The sequence below is a fragment of the Candidatus Njordibacter sp. Uisw_039 genome (assembly GCF_047730075.1).
Lineage (GTDB): Bacteria > Pseudomonadota > Gammaproteobacteria > Pseudomonadales > Balneatricaceae > Njordibacter.
This window is the reverse complement of the sequence record NZ_CP159831.1, coordinates 1,753,455-1,775,254: the sequence shown is the minus strand read 5'-3', so window position 1 is coordinate 1,775,254 and position 21,800 is coordinate 1,753,455. Positions and strand designations below refer to the sequence as shown.

The 21,800-nt window shown below is 45.4% G+C and carries 19 protein-coding genes and 4 tRNA genes; 16 read left to right on the top strand and 7 right to left on the bottom strand.

Annotated features, from left to right (window positions below):
• The first annotated feature begins 10 nt into the window (after positions 1–10).
• On the top strand, positions 11–598 hold the full coding sequence (locus tag ABXT70_RS08425) for an elongation factor P hydroxylase (protein ID WP_443640046.1): 588 nt from the start codon (positions 11–13) through the stop codon (positions 596–598).
• Here ABXT70_RS08425 and ABXT70_RS08420 read toward each other — a convergent pair.
• The gene (locus ABXT70_RS08420; protein ID WP_443640045.1) at positions 593–1,192 is read right to left on the bottom strand and encodes an SCO family protein; all 600 of its coding nucleotides are present in this window, start codon (positions 1,190–1,192) and stop codon (positions 593–595) included. The two genes, ABXT70_RS08425 and ABXT70_RS08420, sit on opposite strands and share 6 nt — an antisense overlap.
• A 159-nt stretch (positions 1,193–1,351) precedes the next feature.
• Positions 1,352–2,212, bottom strand: a complete 861-nt coding sequence (locus tag ABXT70_RS08415; RefSeq protein WP_443640044.1) for a prephenate dehydratase — start codon at positions 2,210–2,212, stop codon at positions 1,352–1,354.
• Between the two features lie 112 nt (positions 2,213–2,324).
• Between ABXT70_RS08415 and trmH the strand changes: the two genes are divergently transcribed.
• Genes trmH through ABXT70_RS08400 form a run of 3 tightly spaced genes read left to right on the top strand, consistent with a single transcriptional unit; the run spans position 2,325 to position 5,353 of the window.
• Complete coding sequence (gene trmH, locus ABXT70_RS08410; protein ID WP_443640043.1) at positions 2,325–3,062, top strand: tRNA (guanosine(18)-2'-O)-methyltransferase TrmH; 738 nt, start codon at positions 2,325–2,327, stop codon at positions 3,060–3,062.
• Positions 3,062–4,195, top strand: a complete 1,134-nt coding sequence (locus ABXT70_RS08405) for a 4-phosphoerythronate dehydrogenase (protein ID WP_443640042.1) — start codon at positions 3,062–3,064, stop codon at positions 4,193–4,195. The genes trmH and ABXT70_RS08405 overlap by 1 nt, the downstream gene beginning before the upstream one ends.
• Positions 4,196–5,353 carry an ATP-NAD kinase family protein gene (locus ABXT70_RS08400; protein WP_443640041.1) on the top strand — a complete coding sequence of 386 codons (1,158 nt, stop codon included), beginning with the start codon at positions 4,196–4,198 and terminating at the stop codon, positions 5,351–5,353.
• 68 nt (positions 5,354–5,421) lie between these two features.
• Here the strand turns inward: ABXT70_RS08400 and ABXT70_RS08395 are convergent, their stop codons facing one another.
• A complete protein-coding gene (locus ABXT70_RS08395) occupies positions 5,422–6,636 on the bottom strand; it encodes a pyridoxal phosphate-dependent aminotransferase (protein WP_443640040.1) in 1,215 nt (404 codons plus the stop codon).
• A 149-nt stretch (positions 6,637–6,785) separates the two neighbouring features.
• Between ABXT70_RS08395 and msrB the strand changes: the two genes are divergently transcribed.
• Positions 6,786–7,202, top strand: coding sequence for a peptide-methionine (R)-S-oxide reductase MsrB (gene msrB / locus ABXT70_RS08390; RefSeq protein WP_443640039.1), 417 nt, complete (start codon positions 6,786–6,788; stop codon positions 7,200–7,202).
• Between the two features lie 43 nt (positions 7,203–7,245).
• Here msrB and ABXT70_RS08385 read toward each other — a convergent pair whose 3' ends face one another.
• Positions 7,246–7,821: a YajG family lipoprotein gene (locus tag ABXT70_RS08385; RefSeq protein ID WP_443640038.1), complete on the bottom strand. Its 576-nt coding sequence runs from the start codon at positions 7,819–7,821 to the stop codon at positions 7,246–7,248.
• Between the two features lie 246 nt (positions 7,822–8,067).
• Between ABXT70_RS08385 and ABXT70_RS08380 the strand changes: the two genes are divergently transcribed.
• From ABXT70_RS08380 to msrP, 5 genes are all read left to right on the top strand, one after another.
• Positions 8,068–8,144: transfer RNA gene (locus ABXT70_RS08380), tRNA-Asp, on the top strand.
• Between the two features lie 65 nt (positions 8,145–8,209).
• Positions 8,210–8,285 (top strand) — tRNA-Val (locus ABXT70_RS08375).
• A 29-nt stretch (positions 8,286–8,314) separates the two neighbouring features.
• Positions 8,315–8,391: transfer RNA gene (locus ABXT70_RS08370), tRNA-Asp, on the top strand.
• Positions 8,392–8,569: 178 nt separating this feature from the next.
• On the top strand, positions 8,570–9,433 hold the full coding sequence (locus tag ABXT70_RS08365) for a TauD/TfdA dioxygenase family protein (RefSeq protein ID WP_443640037.1): 864 nt from the start codon (positions 8,570–8,572) through the stop codon (positions 9,431–9,433).
• A gap of 154 nt (positions 9,434–9,587) precedes the next feature.
• Entirely contained in the window at positions 9,588–10,484 is an 897-nt protein-coding gene (gene msrP, locus ABXT70_RS08360) for a protein-methionine-sulfoxide reductase catalytic subunit MsrP (protein ID WP_443640036.1), read from the top strand.
• Between the two features lie 88 nt (positions 10,485–10,572).
• On the opposite strand, the gene fabV is transcribed toward msrP, so the two are convergent.
• Complete coding sequence (gene fabV / locus ABXT70_RS08355) at positions 10,573–11,769, bottom strand: enoyl-ACP reductase FabV (protein WP_443640035.1); 1,197 nt, start codon at positions 11,767–11,769, stop codon at positions 10,573–10,575.
• Positions 11,770–11,967: 198 nt separating this feature from the next.
• Between fabV and ABXT70_RS08350 the strand changes: the two genes are divergently transcribed.
• Positions 11,968–12,043 (top strand) — tRNA-Val (locus ABXT70_RS08350).
• Between the two features lie 292 nt (positions 12,044–12,335).
• Here the strand turns inward: ABXT70_RS08350 and ABXT70_RS08345 are convergent.
• Positions 12,336–13,400 carry a quaternary amine ABC transporter ATP-binding protein gene (locus ABXT70_RS08345; RefSeq protein ID WP_443640034.1) on the bottom strand — a complete coding sequence of 355 codons (1,065 nt, stop codon included), beginning with the start codon at positions 13,398–13,400 and terminating at the stop codon, positions 12,336–12,338.
• Positions 13,401–13,457: 57 nt separating this feature from the next.
• Positions 13,458–14,249: a DeoR/GlpR family DNA-binding transcription regulator gene (locus ABXT70_RS08340; protein ID WP_443640033.1), complete on the bottom strand. Its 792-nt coding sequence runs from the start codon at positions 14,247–14,249 to the stop codon at positions 13,458–13,460.
• A gap of 198 nt (positions 14,250–14,447) precedes the next feature.
• Between ABXT70_RS08340 and ABXT70_RS08335 the strand changes: the two genes are divergently transcribed.
• The 5 genes from ABXT70_RS08335 (at position 14,448) to ABXT70_RS08315 (ending at position 21,799) form a co-directional block, all read left to right on the top strand.
• Positions 14,448–15,419: an ABC transporter substrate-binding protein gene (locus ABXT70_RS08335; RefSeq protein ID WP_443640032.1), complete on the top strand. Its 972-nt coding sequence runs from the start codon at positions 14,448–14,450 to the stop codon at positions 15,417–15,419.
• Positions 15,420–15,552: 133 nt separating this feature from the next.
• The gene (locus tag ABXT70_RS08330) at positions 15,553–17,556 is read left to right on the top strand and encodes an ABC transporter permease (protein ID WP_443640031.1); all 2,004 of its coding nucleotides are present in this window, start codon (positions 15,553–15,555) and stop codon (positions 17,554–17,556) included.
• The gene (locus ABXT70_RS08325) at positions 17,549–19,123 is read left to right on the top strand and encodes an FAD-dependent oxidoreductase (protein WP_443640030.1); all 1,575 of its coding nucleotides are present in this window, start codon (positions 17,549–17,551) and stop codon (positions 19,121–19,123) included. Before ABXT70_RS08330 ends, ABXT70_RS08325 begins: the two co-directional genes overlap by 8 nt.
• Positions 19,120–20,313 (top strand): FAD-binding protein, encoded by a 1,194-nt coding sequence (locus tag ABXT70_RS08320; protein ID WP_443640029.1) that lies wholly within the window; start codon positions 19,120–19,122, stop codon positions 20,311–20,313. The genes ABXT70_RS08325 and ABXT70_RS08320 overlap by 4 nt, the downstream gene beginning before the upstream one ends.
• Complete coding sequence (locus tag ABXT70_RS08315) at positions 20,306–21,799, top strand: FGGY-family carbohydrate kinase (protein WP_443640028.1); 1,494 nt, start codon at positions 20,306–20,308, stop codon at positions 21,797–21,799. Before ABXT70_RS08320 ends, ABXT70_RS08315 begins: the two co-directional genes overlap by 8 nt.
• The last annotated feature ends 1 nt before the right edge of the window (position 21,800 follow it).

Here is a 21,800-nt window from a genome sequence, read left to right as displayed (position 1 = left end):
TGGTTAACTAATGCCTAAACACCCTCAATGCCAGTGTCACGAAATCATCACCCTGTTTGATGGGCTGTTTGCTGAATCTCACAATACACGTTTACTGTGTGCCTTGTGTGATGGGCGCTATGGAGAACTAGATGAGCCAGTTTATGAGCCGGCCAATGCGCAGCGAAGCTGTCATCGCATTGTATTTGCCCATGGCTATTTTGCCAGCGCCTTACACGAAATATCACATTGGTGTGTAGCAGGTTTGGAGCGCCGATTACTTGAAGACTTTGGTTATTGGTACCGACCAGATGGACGCAGTCAACAACAGCAAACAGCATTTGAAATGGTAGAAGTTAAACCTCAGGCCCTAGAGTGGTTGTTTAGCATGGCGAGTCGGCGAGTATTTGTTGCCAGCGCTGATAACCTAGCTTTTGAAGAAACTGATGATTTGGCCTTTAGGTTAGCCGTGTCAGCTCAGGCGCGGGCTTATTTTTCACATGGCTTGCCAACCCAGGCAGCATTATTGCTATCGCGGCTGCAGCAGACGTATGGTGGGCAGGTGGTGCTTGATCAATTGTATTGGCCTGAGGAAAAAGCCCGGAGGAAAAACCTATAAATGCTGCTTAAGTAATACCGTCACATCATCCACTGAAGTGCCGTGGGCAATGGTGCTAATGAGTTGACCTTGGCGGCCTATAAGGTACACCCGTGAAGTGTGATCTACGGTATAGCCTAAGACCGAATTTTCCAGTGTAATATGACGGTAGTATGCACCATAGTTCTTGACTAACTGGTCAAGTGCTTCGATGCTGCCCGTAACACCCAACATTCTAGGATGAAAATAGGCGCTGTATTTAGCTAAATTATCTAGCGTGTCACGGGCCGGATCTACGCTCACAAATAACGGTTGGATTTGTGCTTCTAGAGTCGGCGTTAACTGGCGCATGCTAGCGGCAATGGTAGAGAGCGCAGTTGGGCATACATCGGGGCATGAAGTAAAACCAAAATACATTAACACCAATTGGCCACGAAAGTCTTCAAGATTAACTGGGCCACCATCGCTGTCTAATATAAAGTCCCCACCTAAATTAGCATAACCTGCGTTGGCACCATTTTGTCCTTCCCAAGGTGCATATTTAGCTAATAGCAGGCCCGCCGAAAAAAGTATCACAAGCGCCAATGCATAAAGTGGTTTGGTGTATTTGGACATGTATTTGGCTCTCAGTGCTGGCTTAGTTAGTTTTGATTGTTACTAAAAAAAAGATGTTTGTTAACGTTAATTCTACAGTGTTGACGGCTTGGTCGGAAGCTACAAGATACGCTGTTGCATGCTGGCATAGCAGCTTAGTATTTCGTCTGCTCGAGCTTTTTAAGTGCTATGGTAACGATAGTCACTGGCAGCGTAGGTACCGAGCATACGAATATCCTTAGCGAAATATGCCAATTCGTCCATGGCTAAAATCATGTTGGCATCGTTTGGATGTGCTTCAGCATCAATGTGAAACTGAGTCGCCACCATGCGCCCGTCTGGGGTGTAGCTTTCTAGCTTGATTAGGTTAACGTTATTGGTGGCTAGGCCCCCCATGGCCTTGTATAGGGCCGAAGGAATGTTACGTACGGTAAACAAAAACGAAGTGATGTATTTTTGGCCTGTAATTTGAGTGGGAATTTTGTGCTCACGAGACAAGATTAAAAAACGGGTTGTATTGCCTTGAACGTCTTGAAAGTTCTCTTGTAAAATTTTCAAATCATACAGCTTTGCGGCTAAGCTAGATGCTATAGCACCATGGCTGAGGTCACCTCTTTGGCTCACTTCAAGGGCAGCGCCTGCTGTGTCTAATGTTGCCACAGGCAGTATTTTAAGCTGAGCGAGGTGCTCGTCACATTGAGCTAAAGCTTGTGGGTGAGAACCGACAGTTGTAATTTGCGCTATTGAACTGTTTTTTAAACCCAGTAAACAATGGTTAACGGGTTCATAATGCTCACCAATAACGTATAACGAAGTGTGAGGTAATTGGCGGTAGATTTCTTCCACCCGGCCTGCAGTAGAGTTTTCCACGGGTATCATGGCAATGTGTGCTTCGCCCCGTTCTACCATGGCCATAGCCGCGCTAAAGGTCATGCACGCATGGGTTTCAAAGTCTGGAAACACCCGTTGGCAGGATAAGTGAGAATAAGCACCTTGGTGGCCTTGGTAAGCAATAATAGGTGTTGTGTTGTTTTGTATCATTTATTGTGTAGTGAAGAGTTGGATAAACCGCAATAATGAATGTAGTGTAACAAATCTAATCAATAAATTGGTATCATTAGGGGTTGATAAATAACCCTTTGGCCGGAAATCTATGACCCCTGCTCGTTTGGCAAAATATAAAGCCACCTTGGCTTGCCGCCAGCTTGATTTGACCATTATTACCGACCAAGTAAATAAAACTCAAAATATTGCAGCGTTGATTCGTACCTGTGATGCGGTTGGTGTACACAGTGCCCATGTGGTCACCCCAGTAGAGGGGTTTCGAGAGCACAAGCGCACCGCCCGGGGTAGCCAGCAGTGGGTGAACCTGGTGGCCCATAACAACATTGTTAGTGCTTTAACTACGGCTAAACAACAAGGTATGCAGTTGGTTTCAGCCCACTTTAGCGACCAAGCTGTCGATTATCGTGAATTGGATTACACTTTACCTACGGCGCTGATATTAGGTGCAGAAAAACATGGTGTAAGTCCTGCAGCTGTAGCCGAATCAGACCACCAAGTGGTGATTCCTATGTTAGGGATGGTGCACTCGTTTAACGTGTCTGTGGCCGCTGCCATAATATTACTTGAAGCTCAACGTCAGCGTGATCTGCAAGGTAGTTATAACCGGCCGCAACTATTGGGCTTAGAATACCAACAAACCCTATTTCGTTGGTGCCACCCCAAAGTAGCTGATTTTTGTCATCGTCACAGTTTAGCTTATCCCACCATGGAAGTTGATGGTGGTATTGTAAATTTGAATCAATGGTATGCCAGTGCCAATCAAGACCAAGTCATCCTACAGGGCAGAGACCCCTCTCATATGATCACCAACCTAGGAGCGAATTAATGCCCCCAATTAACTTAGTAGCTGATGAAAATATTTTGCTGCTTGATGAATTTTTTGGTGACCTAGCGCAAATCACACGGGTCAACGGCCGTTCAATTGATTCAGAGCAAGTAGTCCATGCAGATGCCTTGGTATTGCGATCAACCGCTAAAGTGACCCCTGCTTTGCTAAAAGGTAGCAAGGTTCAGTTTGTGGGTACCTGCACTATTGGCACCGATCATTTGGCTACAGATTACATGGACACCAATAACATCGTTTGGCGCAATGCTCCTGGGTGCAACGCTGCAGGGGTAGGAGACTATGTGATTGCCTGCCTTAACCATGCTTGGCAAACGCTGGGTGTTGATCCTCGCCAACAAACGATTGGCATTGTAGGCGCTGGTAACGTAGGTGGTCGGTTGGCCCAGCGGTTACACAAAGCTGGCTTTAACCTGCTGCAATGTGACCCCCCCAAAGTAGATGCAGGGCATGAAGGCTATGTTGAACTAGACGAGTTGTTAGGGCGCTGCCAAATTGTCTGTTTGCATACGCCACTTACCAAAACCGGTGGCCATGCCACTGAAAATTTGCTAAATCAAACACGGGTTAAAAACCTAGCCAAAGGCACTGTGCTCATTAGTGCAGGGCGGGGCGAGGTAGTGGATCAACAGGCACTTTTAGAGCGCCAACAAAAACATAACGATCTTCATTTGTTTATGGATGTATGGCATCAAGAACCCGATATAGACAAGCGCCTATTTGACTACTGTCATTGTGTTACACCCCACATAGCAGGGCACTCTTTAGAAGGGAAAATGCGTGGTACATCGATGATATATCAATCCTTGTGTGAGCACTTTGGTCTGCCAGCTAGCCTCAGGGTAGAAGACTTAATTCCACAACCCGATCTTGCAAGGTTGCAAATTAATCCAGCTGCAACGGCCCAAGAAGTTATAGCTGCTGCATGCAGCAGTGTTTATCCGTTGATGGAAGATAATGCACGTATGCGCCAAAGCAATGATTTTGATCTGCTACGGAAAAACTATCCTGTTAGACGTGAATTTTCTAGCCTTCAATTGCAAGGCATAACTAACTCTGAGTGTGCAGCCATGATGGGTGGTTTGGGTTTTGGTATTGAGCATGAGACACATTAAATGACGTTTAATATTGGTTTAGTAGTCAATCCATTGGCTGGTCTAGGTGGCAGTGTGGCATTAAAAGGCAGCGATAATGTAGCAGACGAAGCACTGGCCCTTGGCGCCGTGCCAAAGGCTAACTTGCGCTGTCTGCAGGCATTAGCTGAGGTTGCAGGGCTTGATGTGTGTGTTTATGCCTTTGCAGGGAATATGGGTGCTGACTGTGCCCTAGCAGCAGGCTTAAAAACTCAGGTTTGTGGCCAAGCAAAAACCCAACCATCAAGCGCTGCCGACACCATGGCGGCTGCCCAAATACTGCTAAAAAAAGGTGTGGATCTGCTGGTGTTTGTAGGTGGCGATGGCACTGCAAGAGATCTCCTACAAGCTATTGGTGATCAAGTGCCTGTGGTGGGCATACCAGCGGGTGTGAAAATCCATTCGGGAGTGTATGGTATTACGCCCGCGGCGGCAGGTCAGGTTATCGCTCAGTTAGTGAGGGGTGAGTTGGTGAGTTTGCGCAGCCAAGAAGTACGTGATATCGATGAAGAAGAGTTTCGTGCAGGCCGAGTAAAAGCCCGCTATTACGGCGAGTTACAAGTGCCTGAGTCGCATCAGTACATGCAGGCCACCAAAGATGGAGCGAAAGAAGGATCCAAAGAAGTTGAAGCTTTGGTATTAGATGATATAGCAGCCCATGTGGAAGAACTTATGGAACCTGGCGTTAGGTATATCATGGGCTCTGGTTCTACCGTGGCAGCTGTGATGCATTACTTAGGCCTAGAGAATACGTTATTAGGTGTGGACGTTATCGAAGATGGGCACGTAATTGCTAGTGACGTAACAGCGCAACAGCTGCTCGATTTATGTGATCAGCAGGCGGCAGAGCTTTTTATTACTTTAATTGGTGGTCAGGGTCACGTGCTAGGACGTGGTAACCAACAACTTAGCCCAGAACTAATTAAGCAGTTAGGCTTAGGCAATATTCACATTGTAGCTACTAAAACCAAACTCAAAGAGCTGAAAGGCAGGCCGTTGTTAGTAGATTCAGGCGACCCACAATTGGATCAAGATTTGGCAGGCCTAGTGCCGGTGATCTGCGGTTTCCACGACGTGGTTTTGTATCCTTTAGGCAATCCTGTAGCAGCTGCAGGCACAGTAGGCATTAGCTCACTGTGAGCATTCAGCACAATTGAGCACATGAAGCCACACCAGAGACTAAGATGAAACAATTCAAGCGCACAGTATTACTTGCGCAAAGTGCCTAAGAAAGTGGCAATACGGCCTACGGCCTCGATGAGTTGCTCCTCATGGGGCAAAAATACAATGCGGAAGTGCTGGCTGTCAGGCATATTAAAACCACTACCTTGAACCACTAATACCTTCTGCTGCGACAGCAGATCAAAGGCAAACTTTTCATCATTTTCAACGTGGTAGATCTCAGGGTCTAAACGTGGGAATAAATACAATGCGCCTTCAGGTTTATGACAAGTCACGCCAGGTAGGGCATCTAACATTCGCCATGCCATATCGCGCTGGCGCTTTAAACGACCACCTTCACAAGTTAGTTCCTTAATGCTTTGGTAGCCACCTAATGCCGTTTGAATAGCGTACTGACTAGGTACGTTAGAGCACAAACGCATACTGGCTAACATGTCCAGACCTTGGATGTAGTCTTTAGCCTTATGTTTAGCCCCAGACAACACCACCCAGCCAGAACGGAAACCCGCAGCACGGTATGTTTTAGACAAGCCATTAAAACTCATAAATAACACATCATCAGCCAAGCTCGCCATGGGCGTAAACTTAGCGTCTTCGTAAAGAATCTTATCGTAAATTTCGTCGGCAAAGATAATAAGGCCATTTTTACGGGCCAGTTCAATAATCGCTTCAAGGGTTTCTTTAGAATAAACTGCCCCCGTGGGGTTGTTGGGATTGATCACCACAATTCCACGAGTACGGTCAGTAATTTTAGATGCCATATCTTCAAGATCTGGCTGCCAACCATTGTCTTCATCGCAACGGTAATGAACTGGTGTACCGCCGGATAAGGAGGTTGCGGCAGTCCAAAGGGGATAATCTGGCGCAGGGATAAGCATTTCATCGCCTTCATTCAAAAGGCCCTGCATGGCCATAACGATAAGCTCGCTAACGCCGTTACCAATGTAAATGTCTTCTATGGTGACGTGCTTTATGCTCTTACGCTGACATTCGTGCATAACGGCTTTACGAGCTGCAAATAGGCCTTTAGAATCGCAGTAACCTTGGGCATTAGGAAGGTTATGAATCACATCTTGGACGATTTCTTCTGGCGCTTCAAAACCAAAGGGAGCAGGGTTGCCAATATTAAGTTTAATGACACGGCTGCCTTCATCTTCTAGGCGTTTAGCTTCTTCAAGCACTGGGCCACGAATGTCGTAGCATACGTTTATCAATTTCTGCGATTTGCGTATCATATTCATAAACGTGATCTCATCGAACTTATAGATTTTATGTGATAATAATAACTTATCATACGTGCTAGAAAACTTTTATAAAACTATAAAAACGTCATCAAACAGTATTATTTAACCAATACTGACTATTTTTTACCGAAAAAAGGAGTACACAAATGGCTAAAACTAACAGTGGCAAGGCAAGCACCCCTAAATCTGAAGCACAATGGCGTGAGGAATTAAGCCCAGAAGCCTTTGCTGTGTGCCGTCAAAAAGGCACAGAAAGACCCCATACAGGCCAATATGATCAGCACTTTGAAAACGGCAAGTATCATTGTCACTGTTGTGGTGCAGAACTGTTTTCTAGCCAATCCAAGTTCGATGCAGGTTGCGGTTGGCCGAGTTTCAGCGCACCAGCAAATGGCCCTGCCGTTAAAGAAGAGCTAGACGTGACCCATGGCATGAGCCGAACTGAAGTAATGTGTGATGATTGTGGTGCTCATTTGGGCCATGTATTCCCCGATGGTCCCCCAGAAACGGGTCTGCGCTATTGCATTAACTCCGTTGCCCTAGATTTTAAAGAGGCCGACTAACCAACAGACAAGTCGCCATCACCTGCAAGTTTAGTTCATTAGGCTAGTTCTGGCCCAAGAAGTTGGCAAGACTGATGTCGCTAAAGCCGCGCTCTAGGCTCATGCTTAAGGCTTCGCTGATGATTTCCTGATTTTTTTGCGCATCAGGCAGTTGCGAGAACTCGTGGCTACGCTGAGTTCGATAATGTCCCGTGTGGCTGCTATCACCTACGGTAGTAGTTATGGTGATCTTAGCGTCAATACTTATGGTATTAACTAGACCTTTTGTTTTCGTGTCATAAGTTAGTTCTTCAAGGATTAACGTAAGCTGTGCCGGTGCTAAAGAGCTAGAGCCATCAAATCCAAGCTGGGCTGTAGATGCTTGAGCAGCAATCATCAGGGCGCCAGTAATATCGTTGGATATAGTAATGACACTTGAAGATTCGTAAACACCTCCACGACTGCCTAAAACGCTGCTGGAGCGACGGTCCTCTACCTTGATAGTAATTGCACGTCCTTGGCCATAACTAGGCCCCGTAGGGGTTGCTTGTGGTTGTAAGTAAACAGATTGGGGGCTAACAGCACAGCCACCCATTAACAAGCTCAAACTTAAACCTAAGGTAAAAAATAATGGTTTCATGTGCAAATCCTTAAATTAATCTTGTGTTGGCATAAATAAGTTTATAAAACTAAGACTATTACATCTACGGTTAGGTTCCAAGTGATGTGGCTTAAGTGTTGATTTTTTAATAAAGCTGTATGGTTTTTAACCAGTATGAAAAAATATTGGTCTTTTTTCGCCTAAACGTTTGACACGGCTGAGGAAATCTTTAAAATGCGCATCTCCTAAAGGCAACGCCTAACACGGTTAGCCAAAGGGAAATGCGGAGCGGTAGTTCAGCTGGTTAGAATACCGGCCTGTCACGCCGGGGGTCGCGGGTTCGAGTCCCGTCCGTTCCGCCATTTATTTTCTTTAAGTCACCCTTGAACTTGGCTTAAAATAGAAAATAAATGGCACTTAGTACGTTGGGTGATTAGCTCAGTTGGGAGAGCATCTGCTTTACACGCAGAGGGTCGGCGGTTCGAACCCGTCATCACCCACCAAGTGTACGCTGGAAGTAGTAATATAATGCGGAGCGGTAGTTCAGCTGGTTAGAATACCGGCCTGTCACGCCGGGGGTCGCGGGTTCGAGTCCCGTCCGTTCCGCCATTTACATTGCTGTTGGAAATGATTAGGCCGCTTAGATGCGGTTTTTTTGTGCCCGTAATTTATGTATTTTTTGCTAGCCTATCCTTGGCACTGCTGCTATCTTTGTCATCTAAAAGTTCTAATTTGCCATGCGCCAAAGTGAGCGCTTCTGCATTTGAGTTATCTAAGGCTGATTTCCATGGTAACACAATATAAACCAATCAAAGTGACCCCTTTAAGCCGCTTTGTTGGTGCTGAAGTAAGTGGTGTAGAGATTGCAAGGGGCCTAAGTGACCAACAATTTTTGGAACTTCGGCAGGCTTTTGTAAAGCACAGCGTAATTTTTATACGAAATCAAAACATAACGCCTGATGAGCATATTGAATTTGCAAAACGTTGGGGTGAGATAAGCGTCAATCGCTTTTTCCAGGCAGTAGATAGTCATCCAGTTATCGCAGAAGTGCGCAAAGAAGCGCATCAGAAATTGAACATTGGTTCTACCTGGCATACGGATCATAGTTATGATCAAGTTCCGGCAATGGGGTCAATTTTATACGCCCGTGTGGTTCCCAAACTGGGTGGTGATACATTATTTTCGAGTATGTACGCCGCCTACGAACACTTATCGGATGGCATGAAAAATACCCTGCTGCGAATGCGCGCTGAGCACTCTAGTCGCCATGCCTTTGGTGAGGCAGCCTATATCGGTTTGGATGAGGTGGAAGGCAGGCTAAGCAATGCCGAAGAGGCCACTCAAGATGCGGTCCACCCTGTGATAATCAAGCACCCACTATCTGGAAAGTCGGCGCTTTATGTCAATGGGGAATTCACAGTTAAGTTTGAAGGGTGGAGCAAGGAAGAGTCGCAGCCACTGTTAGATTATTTGTATTCACATGCTTACAAAAATGAATTTACGTGTCGCTTTAAATGGACGCAAGGTTCTCTGGCAATATGGGATAATCGAGCGACCCAGCACTGTGCGCTGAATGACTATGATGGTGAACAACGTCTGATGCACCGGATTACCATCAGTGGCGGCTGTTTGGAACCTAGTTGCTCTTAGTTAAAGTGTGGCTAAAGTGTAATTAAAGAGCATTGAAAAACGAACGTAGTTCTAAATTGCCACCGAGTGTTTAATTGGCTTTTTCTGAATCCATTGTGTTAACACTTAGGTAAGATTTATTAACCGAGTTAACTTCCATCGACAAGGCGGTATTGTGAAACCTATTGCTAACTCTATTATCACTTCTGAACAAGATTTTCGTAATCGCCGAAAGATTATAGCGGCGGGGTTGGCTGCTGTGGCTGCAGTTTCGTTGGCTGGTGGTGTATTGGCAGATGCCCACGATACCTCTGAACCCCTTAAACCTACACCCTTAAAAACCATCAATAGTTACAACAATTACTACGAATTTGGTTTTGACAAAAGCGATCCGTCTGAAGCTGATAAAACCTTGATAACCTCACCCTGGACCGTTGAAATTACAGGTGCAGGTGCCGACAAGAAAGGTGTTTATGATTTAGCCGATATCTACAGTGAGTTTGCTATAGAATCCCATGTGCGCCGTTTTAGGTGTGTTGAGGCATGGTCGATGGTGATCCCTTGGAACGGTATTCCTTTGCACAAACTTATCGCTTCTGCACAACCTAATAGCCGTGCAAAGTATGTCCGCTTTATCACGGCCAATGATGCTCAACAAATGCCTAATGCCGATTGGGCTGGTGGCCCTTATACTGAAGGCTTGACCATTGCCGAGGCCATGAATCCATTGGCCTTACTTGCAACGGGCATCTATGACAAGCCGTTGGAACAGCAAACTGGCGCGCCTATTCGTTTGGTTTTACCTTGGAAGTATGGTTTTAAATATGCAAAATCTATTGTGCGTATTGAGTTAGTGGAGCAGATGCCAAAAACTACTTGGTGGCAGCAAAACTCTAGAGAGTATGGCTTTTACGCCAATGTTAGTCCCCACCATAATCACCCGCGGTGGTCGCAGAAGTCGGAACGCGTTATTGGTGGCTTTGGCCGCCAGCGAACGCAACTTTACAACGGTTATGCCGATGAGGTAGCGCACTTGTATGGCGCTTTGTCAGATCGTCAGTATTTTTATTAAAAGTGCACTCAGTGGAATTGTTCGAGCCATTAATGAGAACCTACGTTGCATCAATATAATGGCTATTTATAGGCTAATAGGGTTTAAATTAGGCACTGATAGCGTTGTTGATTGCCACCACAGGGTTAACCTCTGCCTCGTAATCTACGCCATCAATACCAAAGCCAAATAGTCGTAAAAATTCTTCTTTATAACCGACCATATCGCTAACTTCAAACAAATTTTCGTCGTTAATTTTAGACCAAAGCGCCTCCACTTCGGCTTGTACATGGGGTTTAATTTCTTTGTAATCCGCCCTGAGGCGGCCTTCGTCATCTTGGTAAGGTTTAGTGCCGTACAAACTTTCACGGAACAACAAGTCAATTTGTTCAATGCAGCCTTCATGGGTGCCTTCTGCCTTCATCACCTTAAATAACAAACCCAGGTAAAGCGGCATTACAGGTATAGCTGCACTGGCCTGTGTAACTACCGCTTTAAGCACTGAAACGCGGGCATCACCATCAATAGCGTTCATTTGCTTACGAATACCAATAACCTTGTGATCTAGGTCTTTCTTGGCTTGGCCAATAGTACCGTCCCAGTATATATCACGGGTTATTTTCTCTCCAACATAGGTAAATGCAGTGGTTTTGCAGCCTGTAGCTAGAACGCCGGCATCGCTTAACGCACTAATCCACATCTGCCAATCTTCACCACCCATCACAGCGACGGTATTATCAATTTCTTCTTGATTGGCTGCACCAATGGCAAATTCCTTAATAATGCCCTTGTCTGTATCCACACCCTGTTGAACCACGTCTTTACCGATTGGCTTTAACGTAGACATATGAACTTCCCCAGTTTTAGGGTGCTGGCGACGAGGTGATGCAAGGCTGTAAACCACTAGGTCAACTTGGCCTAAGTCTGCTTTTATGGTGTCTATGGTGGTTTGCTTTAGCGCATCAGAAAAAGCGTCGCCATTAATGCTTTTAGCATACAAGCCTTTGGCTTCTGCAGCTTTATGGAAGGCTGCAGAGTTATACCAGCCCGCGGTGCCAGGTTTCTTTTCTGTGCCTTCTTTTTCAAAGAACAGCCCAAGGGTGTCTGCGTTGCTAGTAAAAGCTGCAGTAATGCGTGAAGCCAAACCATAACCAGTAGATGCGCCGATTACCAATACCTTTTTGGGACCACCGTTTATAGTGCCCTGTTGGGTAACATAGTCGATTTGGCTCTGGACGTTGGCTTCACAGCCAACAGGGTGGGAGGTAATGCACATAAAACCGCGAACGCGAGGCTTAATAACCATGAAAATTTCCTAAATGTTGGAGGCAAGGATTGCCCGTGTATAAAAGCGATAGAGTATTATAGCTTGCCATGCAGGAATTATCTGCATTTGCAGAGTTTGAAGAATTAACTCTATTTAATCATTGACCTAAAATACTATTACCTTATAATGTGCGCACTGATTTGGCAGAGGCAAAACATCTTAGCCATCCAGCAATGTGGGTGATTAGCTCAGTTGGGAGAGCATCTGCTTTACACGCAGAGGGTCGGCGGTTCGAACCCGTCATCACCCACCAATTATTTATTAAAATCTTTGGGATTGTGTGCCACGAAGATAATACATTAGGCAGACTTTTTACTTGAATCTAGAGGAAGGGTTGAGGCACGATCCAGCACCTTACAGGTCAGCCGTGAGAGGCGTCCGCTCATTCAGCACTGCATCGCCACCAATGCTTATTATGCCTGCTGAGAGTGGGTTTTGGGTTTTCCTCCCGGGAGTCTAAGGAATTCCTCAGATTTGGCCAAGGTTAAGTTTCCTCTGAAAGCACCCTGAAATGAATTAGTTTAAATCCCCCCATCCCAAAAAACTCATTGATCTCTAGTAACCAAAACGTCGATAACAACCTTATGCGCCAATACACCTATAGTTTGATTATTATCATTTACCACCATAACATTGCCACCATAATCCAGAACTACAGAAGCAATATCATTGATTTTAGCGTGTTCTGATACAGAGATGGATGTATCGACACTTTCGTGTGAAGCTGATGGCTCCATAACAGATTTTACAGACAAGACTTTGGAACGGGATATTCCTTTGGTAAAATCCTCAACGTAATCTGTTGCAGGGTTGAGCAGGAGCTCTTCCGGTGTGCCGATTTGAACAATTTCACCATCCTTCATAATTGCAATGCGGTCGGCTAACCTAATCGCCTCATCAAAATCATGAGTAATAAAAACAATGGTCTTATGGAGAACATTTTGTAGGCGCATGAACTCATCCTGCATTTCTCGGCGGATCAACGGGTCAAGTGCCGAAAATGGTTCATCAAGAAACCAAATATCAGGCTCTACAGCCAATGACCGGGCTATACCTACACGTTGTTGTTGCCCTCCAGACAGCTCTCGTGGGTAATAGTTTTCCCGCCCTTGAAGTCCAACTAATTCAATCATGTCCAGAGCCCGCTTCTCACGTGACAATTTATCTACACCTTGAATTTCTAATGGAAACGAAACGTTCCCTAAAACAGTTAGGTGTGGTAACAGGGCAAAATGCTGAAATACCATGCCCATTTTATGGCGCCTAATATCATTCAACTGTGCATCGGACATGGATTTTAGGTCCTGGCCATCGAAGATTACGGTCCCAGATGTTGACTCAATAAGCCTTGAAAGACACCGCACTAGTGTGGATTTCCCTGAACCAGACAATCCCATAATGATAAAGGTTTCTCCCTCATAGACTTCAAAAGACGCATCACAAACTGCGGCGATAAGTCCGCTTTCGTTCAATGCTTCGGGTGTTGCTGATGCCCCATTCTGTGCAAGAAAATTATCAGCCTTCTCTCCGAAAATTTTCCAAACGTTGTGGCATGAAAGTTTTATCTTCTTATCTGTCGATTTGGAATTCATTGTATCTGTGCTTGTCATAACAGTTTTACCTGAATTGGCTTGTAATTAAGAGGAAATCACCTGAACGTTATTTTCTTAATGTTCTTTACTGGATGCAATAATAACTGAAATACCAAGCTCTCTTATTGCACCAATGATATCCTCATCTGTGCAGTCTGTAATTAGTATGTCTACATCAGATGTTTGGAAGGCGGTCATGCGGTCTAGTTGCCCAAGTTTTCGTGCCGTTGCTAATACGACGGTTTTTCCTGCCTTCTTATTCATGATGCGCGCAATTTTGGCGTCGGTTTCGTAGGAAAATGTCACCCCCTCGTTTAATGAGATACTCTCCACTGCAATAAAAGCCACATCAGCATTGATTTGACACAGCATTTCTTCAACAAAACTTCCCACCGTTCCACGATTTTTATGCCGCACTAGACCACCTGCAAGATATGCGTCAATCCTAGGGGATTCAGACAATATTGTTGCAATATTGATCCCCGGCGTCACGACTGTTAGCGAAACATCAGATGCCAACAGCTCTTTCGCCAAAGCCAGTATAGTAGAGCCGTCATTCATGAATAATGTTTGGTCTGTTTCAACGAGTTCCAATGCGGCATGGGCTATAAGGCGCTTGGCTTCGCTATCAATACTCTCACGTAAAGCAAACGCTTGGTCTGCCCCACGAGATGCAGTAGTGGTTGCCCCACCGTGTGTCCTTCGTACAGTCCCATCATCTTCCAGTGCTGTCAGATCCCGGCGGATAGTTGCTACTGATACATCAAGTTCCAGTGCCAAAGCCTCAACATTGACAGATCCATCCAACAGGAGTTGTCTCTGAATGCTTGCACGACGAGTGTATGGGTCTCTAATTTTATTGGTCATAATGTCTCATAGTCAGCTGATTTTATTGGTGATAATGTCTTATATTACAGGTAAAGCAATCATAAATCACTCAAAACAATCATTACCGTTTAAGTTAACGCTTGTTTTTTTTCGTTATTGCTTGTAAAGTTATTTTTCCCTATTTATTAAATTAATGAAAATTTAGGCGTCAATGCCAAAATTTCAAGGAGATAAGGAATGTTAAAAAATATAAAAAAACATATAACAGGTGCACTCATGATCGGGTTAGTGGCCGGCATCTTTGGTATGACTGCAGCGAAAGCAGCAGTCCCAGAATCAAAAGATCCAATTAAAATCGTTATGATTGGTTATTCTGGTGATAACATTATTATGTACATCTATGGCGAGTTGATCAAAACACTTGGTTATAATGTAGAATACACGCCAGCGGATTATATCGGCCAATTCACAGGCATGGGTGAAGGTGATCTTCATATTGGCTCCCCCGGTTGGGATACAACTGCCAAAGCAGCCATGAAAGAAGCCTTTTCAACGGGTGACGTTCTCAATATGGGTAAAATTGGCATCGCTGTTAATGAAGACTGGTGGTATCCCTTATATGTGAAAGATGTTTGCCCGGGCCTACCAGACTGGAAAGCTTTGCTGGAACCTGATTGCGTTAAGGCATTATCTATTGTCGAGACCGAGCCAAAAGCCCGTTTCCTCAGTGGGCCTTTAGAATGGGGTGGCACTGACCCAGAGCGTATTGCTGCCATGGGACTGGATTTTGAAGTCATTAATGCGGGCAGTGATGGTGCTTTATCAGCTGACCTTGTTGCTGCCATTAAACGTAAACAGCCAATTGTTGCTTGGTCATGGGAGCCATACTGGATTCCAGCATTGTATCCTGGCGAATTTGTTGTTTGGCCTGAATATGAGGACGCTTGTTATGATGATGCATCCTGGGGTATGAACCCTGACATGACACATGATTGTGGCCGTCCGAATGGCCAGATGTGGAAATCTGCATGGGCTGGTGGTGAAGCTATTTGGCCAAAAGCTTATGATGTGTGGCTTAAATTCAATCTAACAGCGAAAATAGCTGGAGACCTAGTCTATGAATCTGATGTTGATGGTATGGACACCAAAGCTGTCGCAGAGAAATGGATTGCTGAAAATAAAGCTACATGGGAGCCTTGGCTCAAATAAAGTATCTTCAATAGACGCTTGGTAGGCTGGGTTGTTATTATATTCAGCCTACTAGGAGATCTTGTTTTCTACTGTTTCGTTTTGTAAATCCTGTTTCGAATAGTATATTTATATCATAAAACATAGGACACACATGGCTACGATAAAGGTGTGGTTTGAACAAACGCCGTTACGTCCTAAAGTCAGCACATTAATGATTTTTGTATCAGTTCTCGTCGCTATCTTGATAAAGCATCAGCCCCAATTATTGTCATGGGCTATCAATTACCCTAAATCATGGATCATTCCATTTAGTAAAGAGTTATCAATTTTTATTAAATGGTTATTGAAAGAAGCAGATCTGGGGTTCTTTACTTTCAAAGAGTTGACGCGTGCTTTTGGCAGTATGCTGGACGCGCCAACCTTATTCTTGAAAAGCCTACTGGTTACTGGGTTTAAATTTGAAAACGATGTGGAAATATTATTGCAAATTCCGCCGTTATCTTGGCTTGGTGTTACTGTTATTTTAGTGATGTTGGGTTCGAAGCTTGGCAATCGAAAACTTACAGCCTTTATCTTATTGTCATTTTTATATGTTGCTTTTATTGGGTTATGGGAAAGCACGATGCTGACCTTGGCATCAATAATTGTCGCTGTTTTGTTTGGTATTATTTTAGGTGTTTTACTCGGTGTAGCGGCCTTTAAATCGGCAGTGATGGATCGAATTCTTACCCCTACATTTGATTTCATGCAGACCATGCCAGTATTTGCCTATTTGGTTCCGGCATTGATGATGTTTGGGTATGGCCCAGCTGCTGCTATGATGGTTACGTTGATATATGCCATGCCCCCCATGGCCCGTGTGACGAAGTTATCGTTGATGCAGGTTAATAATGAAACGGTAGATTTTGGCCGCATGGCTGGTTGTTCAGCAAAGCAACTTACCTGGAAAGTAATGATCCCCTCTATCCGTCCCCGGCTTATGGTCGGTGTTAATCAAGTGATTATGTTGACCTTGAATATGGTTATTATCGCGTCCTTAATTGGTGCGGGTGGCCTTGGATTTGATGTTTGGGCGTCTTTGAAATCTCTACGTATTGGACAAGGAGCTGAAGCAGGCATTGCCATAACTCTGGTCGCCATTGTACTAGATCGTATCAGTCAAGAGTATGCTTCGCGTAGGACTGTTCACATCGATCATATTCCTTCTTTTTATGAAAAATATCGTTTATTGATTCTTATTGCACTGATTGCAATTGGCACAACGCTTTTGGGGCAATGGTACCCAGTTATTTCTCAAGTACCTGATGACTGGACGTTTAGCACAGGAAAATTCTGGGACAACATTATTGATTGGATCAATATTAATGGGTATGTATATATAGATGCATTCCGTCGGTTCTTCTTTATTTATCTTTTGAAACCATCCAAAGCCTTCATGCTAGGTTTGCCTTGGCTTGGTACCGTCTTTGTTATTGCAGCCATTGGATATCATCTGGGTGGTCTGCGCTTGGCTTTCCTCAGCGCTGTGTTAATTTCTTTCATAGCCGCCGTCGGATTGTGGGAAAAAGCAATGATTTCAGTCTATCTCGTTGGCGTATGTGTTTTCCTAGCAAGCGCCATTGGCATTCCCATTGGTATTATCTCTGCGCAAAATGAACGCGTTTATAGGGTCGTTCAGGTCATTATTGATACTTTACAGACACTACCATCTTTTGTTTACCTGATACCGGTGATCATGTTGTTCGGTATTGGTGAGTTCTCTGCCATGGTTGCCGTTGTGATGTACGCGGTTGTGCCGGCCATTCGCTATACAACCCATGGTATTCGCCAGGTCCCAGACCATTTTATTGAAGCGTCCCGCGCGATGGGTTGTACTCGGTTACAAATTCTAAAACGGGTTCAATTACCATTGGCTCTTCCAGATATAATGCTAGGTGTTAACCAGACCTTGATGATGGGGCTTAGTATGCTGGTGATCACGGCGTTAGTTGGCACGCGTGACCTTGGCCAAGAAACCCTCATTGCCTTATCGAAAGTTGATCCTGGTCGTGGTATCACAGCTGGTATCTGCGTTGCCTTTATTGCCATTACGGCTGATCGCCTGATCAATGCATGGGCAACCAAACACAAAAAAGAGCTTGGCCTGGATGCATAAATCTAAATCAATTTCACTGAACGCCCCCAGAGCCATCATTATTGGCGGCGGTGCTACTGGATGTGGTGTTGCTCGTGATCTGTCAATGCGTGGGTTTAAAGTTACTCTAATTGAATTTGGCGACCTAGGGTCTGGCACAAGTAGTCGTTTTCACGGCATGCTGCAAAGCGGCGCCCGGTACGCCGTCAGTGATACTGAGTACGCTGCAGAATGCATGCGTGAACGTCTCAATATCGCTAATACTGCTCCGGAAGTGGTTGAACAAACTGGTGGTCTCTTTGTCACGTTGCCCGATGACCCAGAAGGTTTTGACGATAGGTTCTACACTTGCTGCCAAGAAGCTGGTATTCCCATAAAAGAACTACCGCCTGAACAGGTGATGGGTGAAGAGCCAAATATCAGTAGAAAGGTTCTCCGAGCATTCTCCGTTCCCGACGCCACGATCCAACCATGGGGTTTGGTAAACCTGTTAGCCGATGACATTCGTCGTCGTGGAGGTGAAATATTAACACGCCACCAGGTCACAGATATAGATGTAACAGCTGGGCGTGTTCGAGGCGTAACAGCTATAGGCCAGAGCGGTGAAAGAAGAATTGAGGCTGATGTTGTCATCAATGCGTCTGGACCATGGTCTGCGCGTGTTGCGTCCCTTGTTGGGGAAACAGCGAATATTGAGCTGGGCAAAGGGTCTATATTGGTGTTTTCTCATCGCATGGTATCAAGAGCCATAAACAGATGTAGGCCGCCAACTAGCCATGACATTATTGTACCAACAGGGACAATCAGTTTGTTTGGCACTTCGTCAGAAGTCGTTGATACCCCAGATACAACACATGTTCGCCCTGAAGAAATTCAGGAGTTGCTCAAAAATGCAGAACCGTTAATTCCTAATATCCGTAACTATCGGGCTTTTCGAGCCTGGGCAGGTGTGCGGCCTCTATTCAGGCCGCAAGGCTGGGATTCTGACAAACCCTTATCACGAAGACACTCGGTTATTAATCATGGAGATAATGGTATTGATGGGTTTTACACGATATTGGGAGGGTCACTAACAACGCATCGGTCCATGGCAGAGGATATAGGGGATCGTATTTGCCAGCACTTTGGTTTGAACGAGTCCAGCAAAACGGCAGATATACCATTATCAAAAAGCAGTAAAAAATCCGATTGGCATCCAGTAGGTAATTACAAGAATGTAGAAAAAACTCAAAACTTTGGTAGTCCTATTTGCGAATGTGAATCCGTCAATAAAGAAGATATAGTCAGCTTAATTGAAAGCCATGGGATTAATCACCTCCATGATTTTCGCCGTCGATCACGTGTAGGTTTTGGCCCCTGCCAGGGAACGTTTTGCGGCAGTCGAGTTGCCTCCTTATTGGCTGAGTACGATTCAGAGTATCCTTCCAAAAATGACCTTGGTAAATTTTGGACTGAGCGTCTTAAAGGCTCCATATTTACCTCCTGGGGACAGCAGGCAAAACAAGTAGTATTGAGCGACTCTATCTACCGCGAGACTCTGGGGATACGTCTTGATAAAGATATTCTTCCAGTTGAGGACCGCAGATGAAAACGGATGTCATTATCATCGGTGCAGAATTGGATGGGCTAATCGCAGCAACCCGGCTTGTTGAGTATGGTTACACAGTCCGAATTCTGGCGGTGGGAGCGGGATCTCTACATTATTCTTCTGCCGGAGAGCATGTCTTGGGATTTGATTCGTCTGAACAGATGGTCAAAAATCCATTTGAGGCAATTGAAAGTCTGAATAGTCATCACCCATACCGAAGGATTGGCACTTCCAATGTTCGCTTAGCACTGGAATGGTTTTACAAAAAAAATGACGGCAGCAATATCCTTTCTGTCAGCCCTGCTGGGCTTGGTATTCCGGTGTATAGAGCCTTACCTTGGCAAGCAACATTCGACGATATAAAAAATAAAAATGCTACCATAGTTCAATTCCGAAACCACGGAGATTTCACAGCACACCTGGCTTCCAATGAACTCAATAGGGCTGGCTATAAGGTCAGTGTTCTTGAATTTGAGGCCCCTGATGTGTTTTCTAAAAACGCAGCACTGGCGAAATCGTTCGATCGTCTGGAAGACCCTGCTTCCTTTTTTCTAGGTTTGAAAGAGTCCCTTTCGGACGAAACGGAAGTTTTATTGTTTGCTGCGGTTATGGGATTCAAAGATCATCAACGAATTATGAATGAAGCTGAAAAGATAATAGGCATTCCCTGTCGGGAAGTTTCAACCCTACCGCCAAGCATACCTGGTATGCGACTAGATGATGACCTAACAAGTAATTTGAAACAGCAAAAGGTCTCTATTCATTCAGGTGTGAAGATTATTGAGCATCGCTCGAATGGCTCGCACTGTATCGCGGTCACGGATGATATAGGGAGGTCTTATGAAGCTTCAATTTTTATTGTATCGACCGGTGGTGTCCTTATGGGGGGGTTAGATATCGATTCTCATGGCAATGTCCATGAAACATCATTAGGGCTTGAGGTTTATCAAAGTGAACCGTTAAGCGCTGTTTCTGTTGATACATCTTTACATGCTCTGCATATGGCGGGGGTCGAAACCGATAATGAACTGCGTCCTCTGAAAGGATATCGGAATGTATGTGTTACAGGCAGGAGCCTAAGTCACTGGAATCCGGCTCAAGAGAGCTCTTGCGAAGGTGTATGCATTTCAACCGGATGGGTCGCTGCGGAGACGGCCCATAACCAATTAATGGGGATGAAAAATGGATAGTGGAATTTTCATCGGTATAGACCATGGTGGCACGACCACAACAGCATTGGTGTTTGATCCAGAACGTGGGAAACTGTCGAGCCATTCTATCCCCATGCCCAAAAGAATGCCGCAAGTAGGGTGGGTTGAACATGATCCGGAAGATTTTTTGCAATCTAGTCTAGGTGCTGCATCCGGTGCTCTGAAAAAGGCTGAGTTATCCTGGAGTGATGTTCAGGGGATCGGGTTTGCTAATCAGGGTGAGACGAGCATGGCTTGGACATCGGGAGGTGGTATGGGAATTGGCCCCGCCTTGTCCTGGGAAGATCGCCGAAATTCCGATATCTGTGATGCGCTAGCTGCTAAAGGTGTAGACGCATTAGTTCGCGAACGGACGGGTATACACCTCGACCCCTATTTTTCTGCCACGAAATTTCGCTGGCTAATCGATAATGTCGCTGAGATTAAATCAGCTCTTGATAAAGGCACTTTACGCTTGGGCGGAACGGAAACGTACGTGATCGACAGGCTGACTGGTGGTGAGGTGCATGCGACCGACTCCGGGACAGCGTCACGCACAGCACTCTTTAACTTGCGAAATATGATCTGGGATAATGATCTCCTTCAGGCTCTCGATCTACATGAGCAAACCTTGCCTGAAATCCGTCCCAGTTGTGGGGATTTTGGCCTTGCATCTCATCCAGATTTTGGTGGTGTAAAAATTGCAATTACGGCTGATGTAGTCGATGCCCATGCCGCCTTGTTTTCGCAAGGGTGTCAGGATAACACTGTGGTGAAAGCCACATACGGCACGGGTGCCTTTATTGAAGTCAACACCGGAACAACCCCCGTAGAACCTGATGGCAAGCTTCCAGTATTCATCGCATGGGAGATTGATGGCAGGGTTGATTATACCGTTGAGGGCGGGGTATTCTCTGTCGGTTCAGCAATCGACTGGATGGTGCGCTCCGGCTGGCTTTCTTCAGCAAAGGCATCAAGTGATATGGCATTTAGTGTAACTGATTCCGGTGGGGTCTCAATGGTTCCTGGTTTTACCGGATTATCGGCCCCGCATTGGGAATCAAATGCACGGGCAAGCATAACTGGGTTAGGTCTTGATACAGAACCTGGACATATTGCACGTGCACTGCTTGATGGCATCGCTTTCCAGTGTGCTGATATCGTCCATGCCTTAAATACGAAGTTAAACGGCAGCATTCAGGAAGTTCGAGCTGATGGTGGCCCTTCGAAAAATTGCTACCTTATGCAACGTCAATCTGATCTGCTCAACATGCCTGTGTTGGTATCGCGCGAGCCTGACATGACGGCACTTGGGGCTGCATACCTTGCTGCCATTGGAGCGGGCCAGATGACGACCCGTGATGTCGTTGCAATCAAGCAAGATGCCGATATTTATGAACCATCTATGGGAACGGATGAACGTACCGATCTCTGGGCAAAGTGGCAGACTAGTGTCCACGATGTCTGCAAAAGGATAAAGGCGTAGC

Bases quoted from the DNA above. Each gene is read 5' to 3' on its own strand.
- ABXT70_RS08425 (WP_443640046.1), top strand. From the start codon at position 11: ATGCCTAAACACCCTCAATGCCAGTGTCACGAAATCATCACCCTGTTT.
- ABXT70_RS08420 (WP_443640045.1), bottom strand. From the start codon at position 1,192: ATGTCCAAATACACCAAACCACTTTATGCATTGGCGCTTGTGATACTT.
- ABXT70_RS08415 (WP_443640044.1), bottom strand. From the start codon at position 2,212: ATGATACAAAACAACACAACACCTATTATTGCTTACCAAGGCCACCAA.
- trmH (WP_443640043.1), top strand. From the start codon at position 2,325: ATGACCCCTGCTCGTTTGGCAAAATATAAAGCCACCTTGGCTTGCCGC.
- ABXT70_RS08405 (WP_443640042.1), top strand. From the start codon at position 3,062: ATGCCCCCAATTAACTTAGTAGCTGATGAAAATATTTTGCTGCTTGAT.
- ABXT70_RS08400 (WP_443640041.1), top strand. From the start codon at position 4,196: ATGACGTTTAATATTGGTTTAGTAGTCAATCCATTGGCTGGTCTAGGT.
- ABXT70_RS08395 (WP_443640040.1), bottom strand. From the start codon at position 6,636: ATGAATATGATACGCAAATCGCAGAAATTGATAAACGTATGCTACGAC.
- msrB (WP_443640039.1), top strand. From the start codon at position 6,786: ATGGCTAAAACTAACAGTGGCAAGGCAAGCACCCCTAAATCTGAAGCA.
- ABXT70_RS08385 (WP_443640038.1), bottom strand. From the start codon at position 7,821: ATGAAACCATTATTTTTTACCTTAGGTTTAAGTTTGAGCTTGTTAATG.
- ABXT70_RS08365 (WP_443640037.1), top strand. From the start codon at position 8,570: ATGGTAACACAATATAAACCAATCAAAGTGACCCCTTTAAGCCGCTTT.
- fabV (WP_443640035.1), bottom strand. From the start codon at position 11,769: ATGGTTATTAAGCCTCGCGTTCGCGGTTTTATGTGCATTACCTCCCAC.
- ABXT70_RS08345 (WP_443640034.1), bottom strand. From the start codon at position 13,400: ATGACAAGCACAGATACAATGAATTCCAAATCGACAGATAAGAAGATA.
- ABXT70_RS08340 (WP_443640033.1), bottom strand. From the start codon at position 14,249: ATGACCAATAAAATTAGAGACCCATACACTCGTCGTGCAAGCATTCAG.
- ABXT70_RS08335 (WP_443640032.1), top strand. From the start codon at position 14,448: ATGTTAAAAAATATAAAAAAACATATAACAGGTGCACTCATGATCGGG.
- ABXT70_RS08330 (WP_443640031.1), top strand. From the start codon at position 15,553: ATGGCTACGATAAAGGTGTGGTTTGAACAAACGCCGTTACGTCCTAAA.
- ABXT70_RS08325 (WP_443640030.1), top strand. From the start codon at position 17,549: ATGCATAAATCTAAATCAATTTCACTGAACGCCCCCAGAGCCATCATT.
- ABXT70_RS08320 (WP_443640029.1), top strand. From the start codon at position 19,120: ATGAAAACGGATGTCATTATCATCGGTGCAGAATTGGATGGGCTAATC.
- ABXT70_RS08315 (WP_443640028.1), top strand. From the start codon at position 20,306: ATGGATAGTGGAATTTTCATCGGTATAGACCATGGTGGCACGACCACA.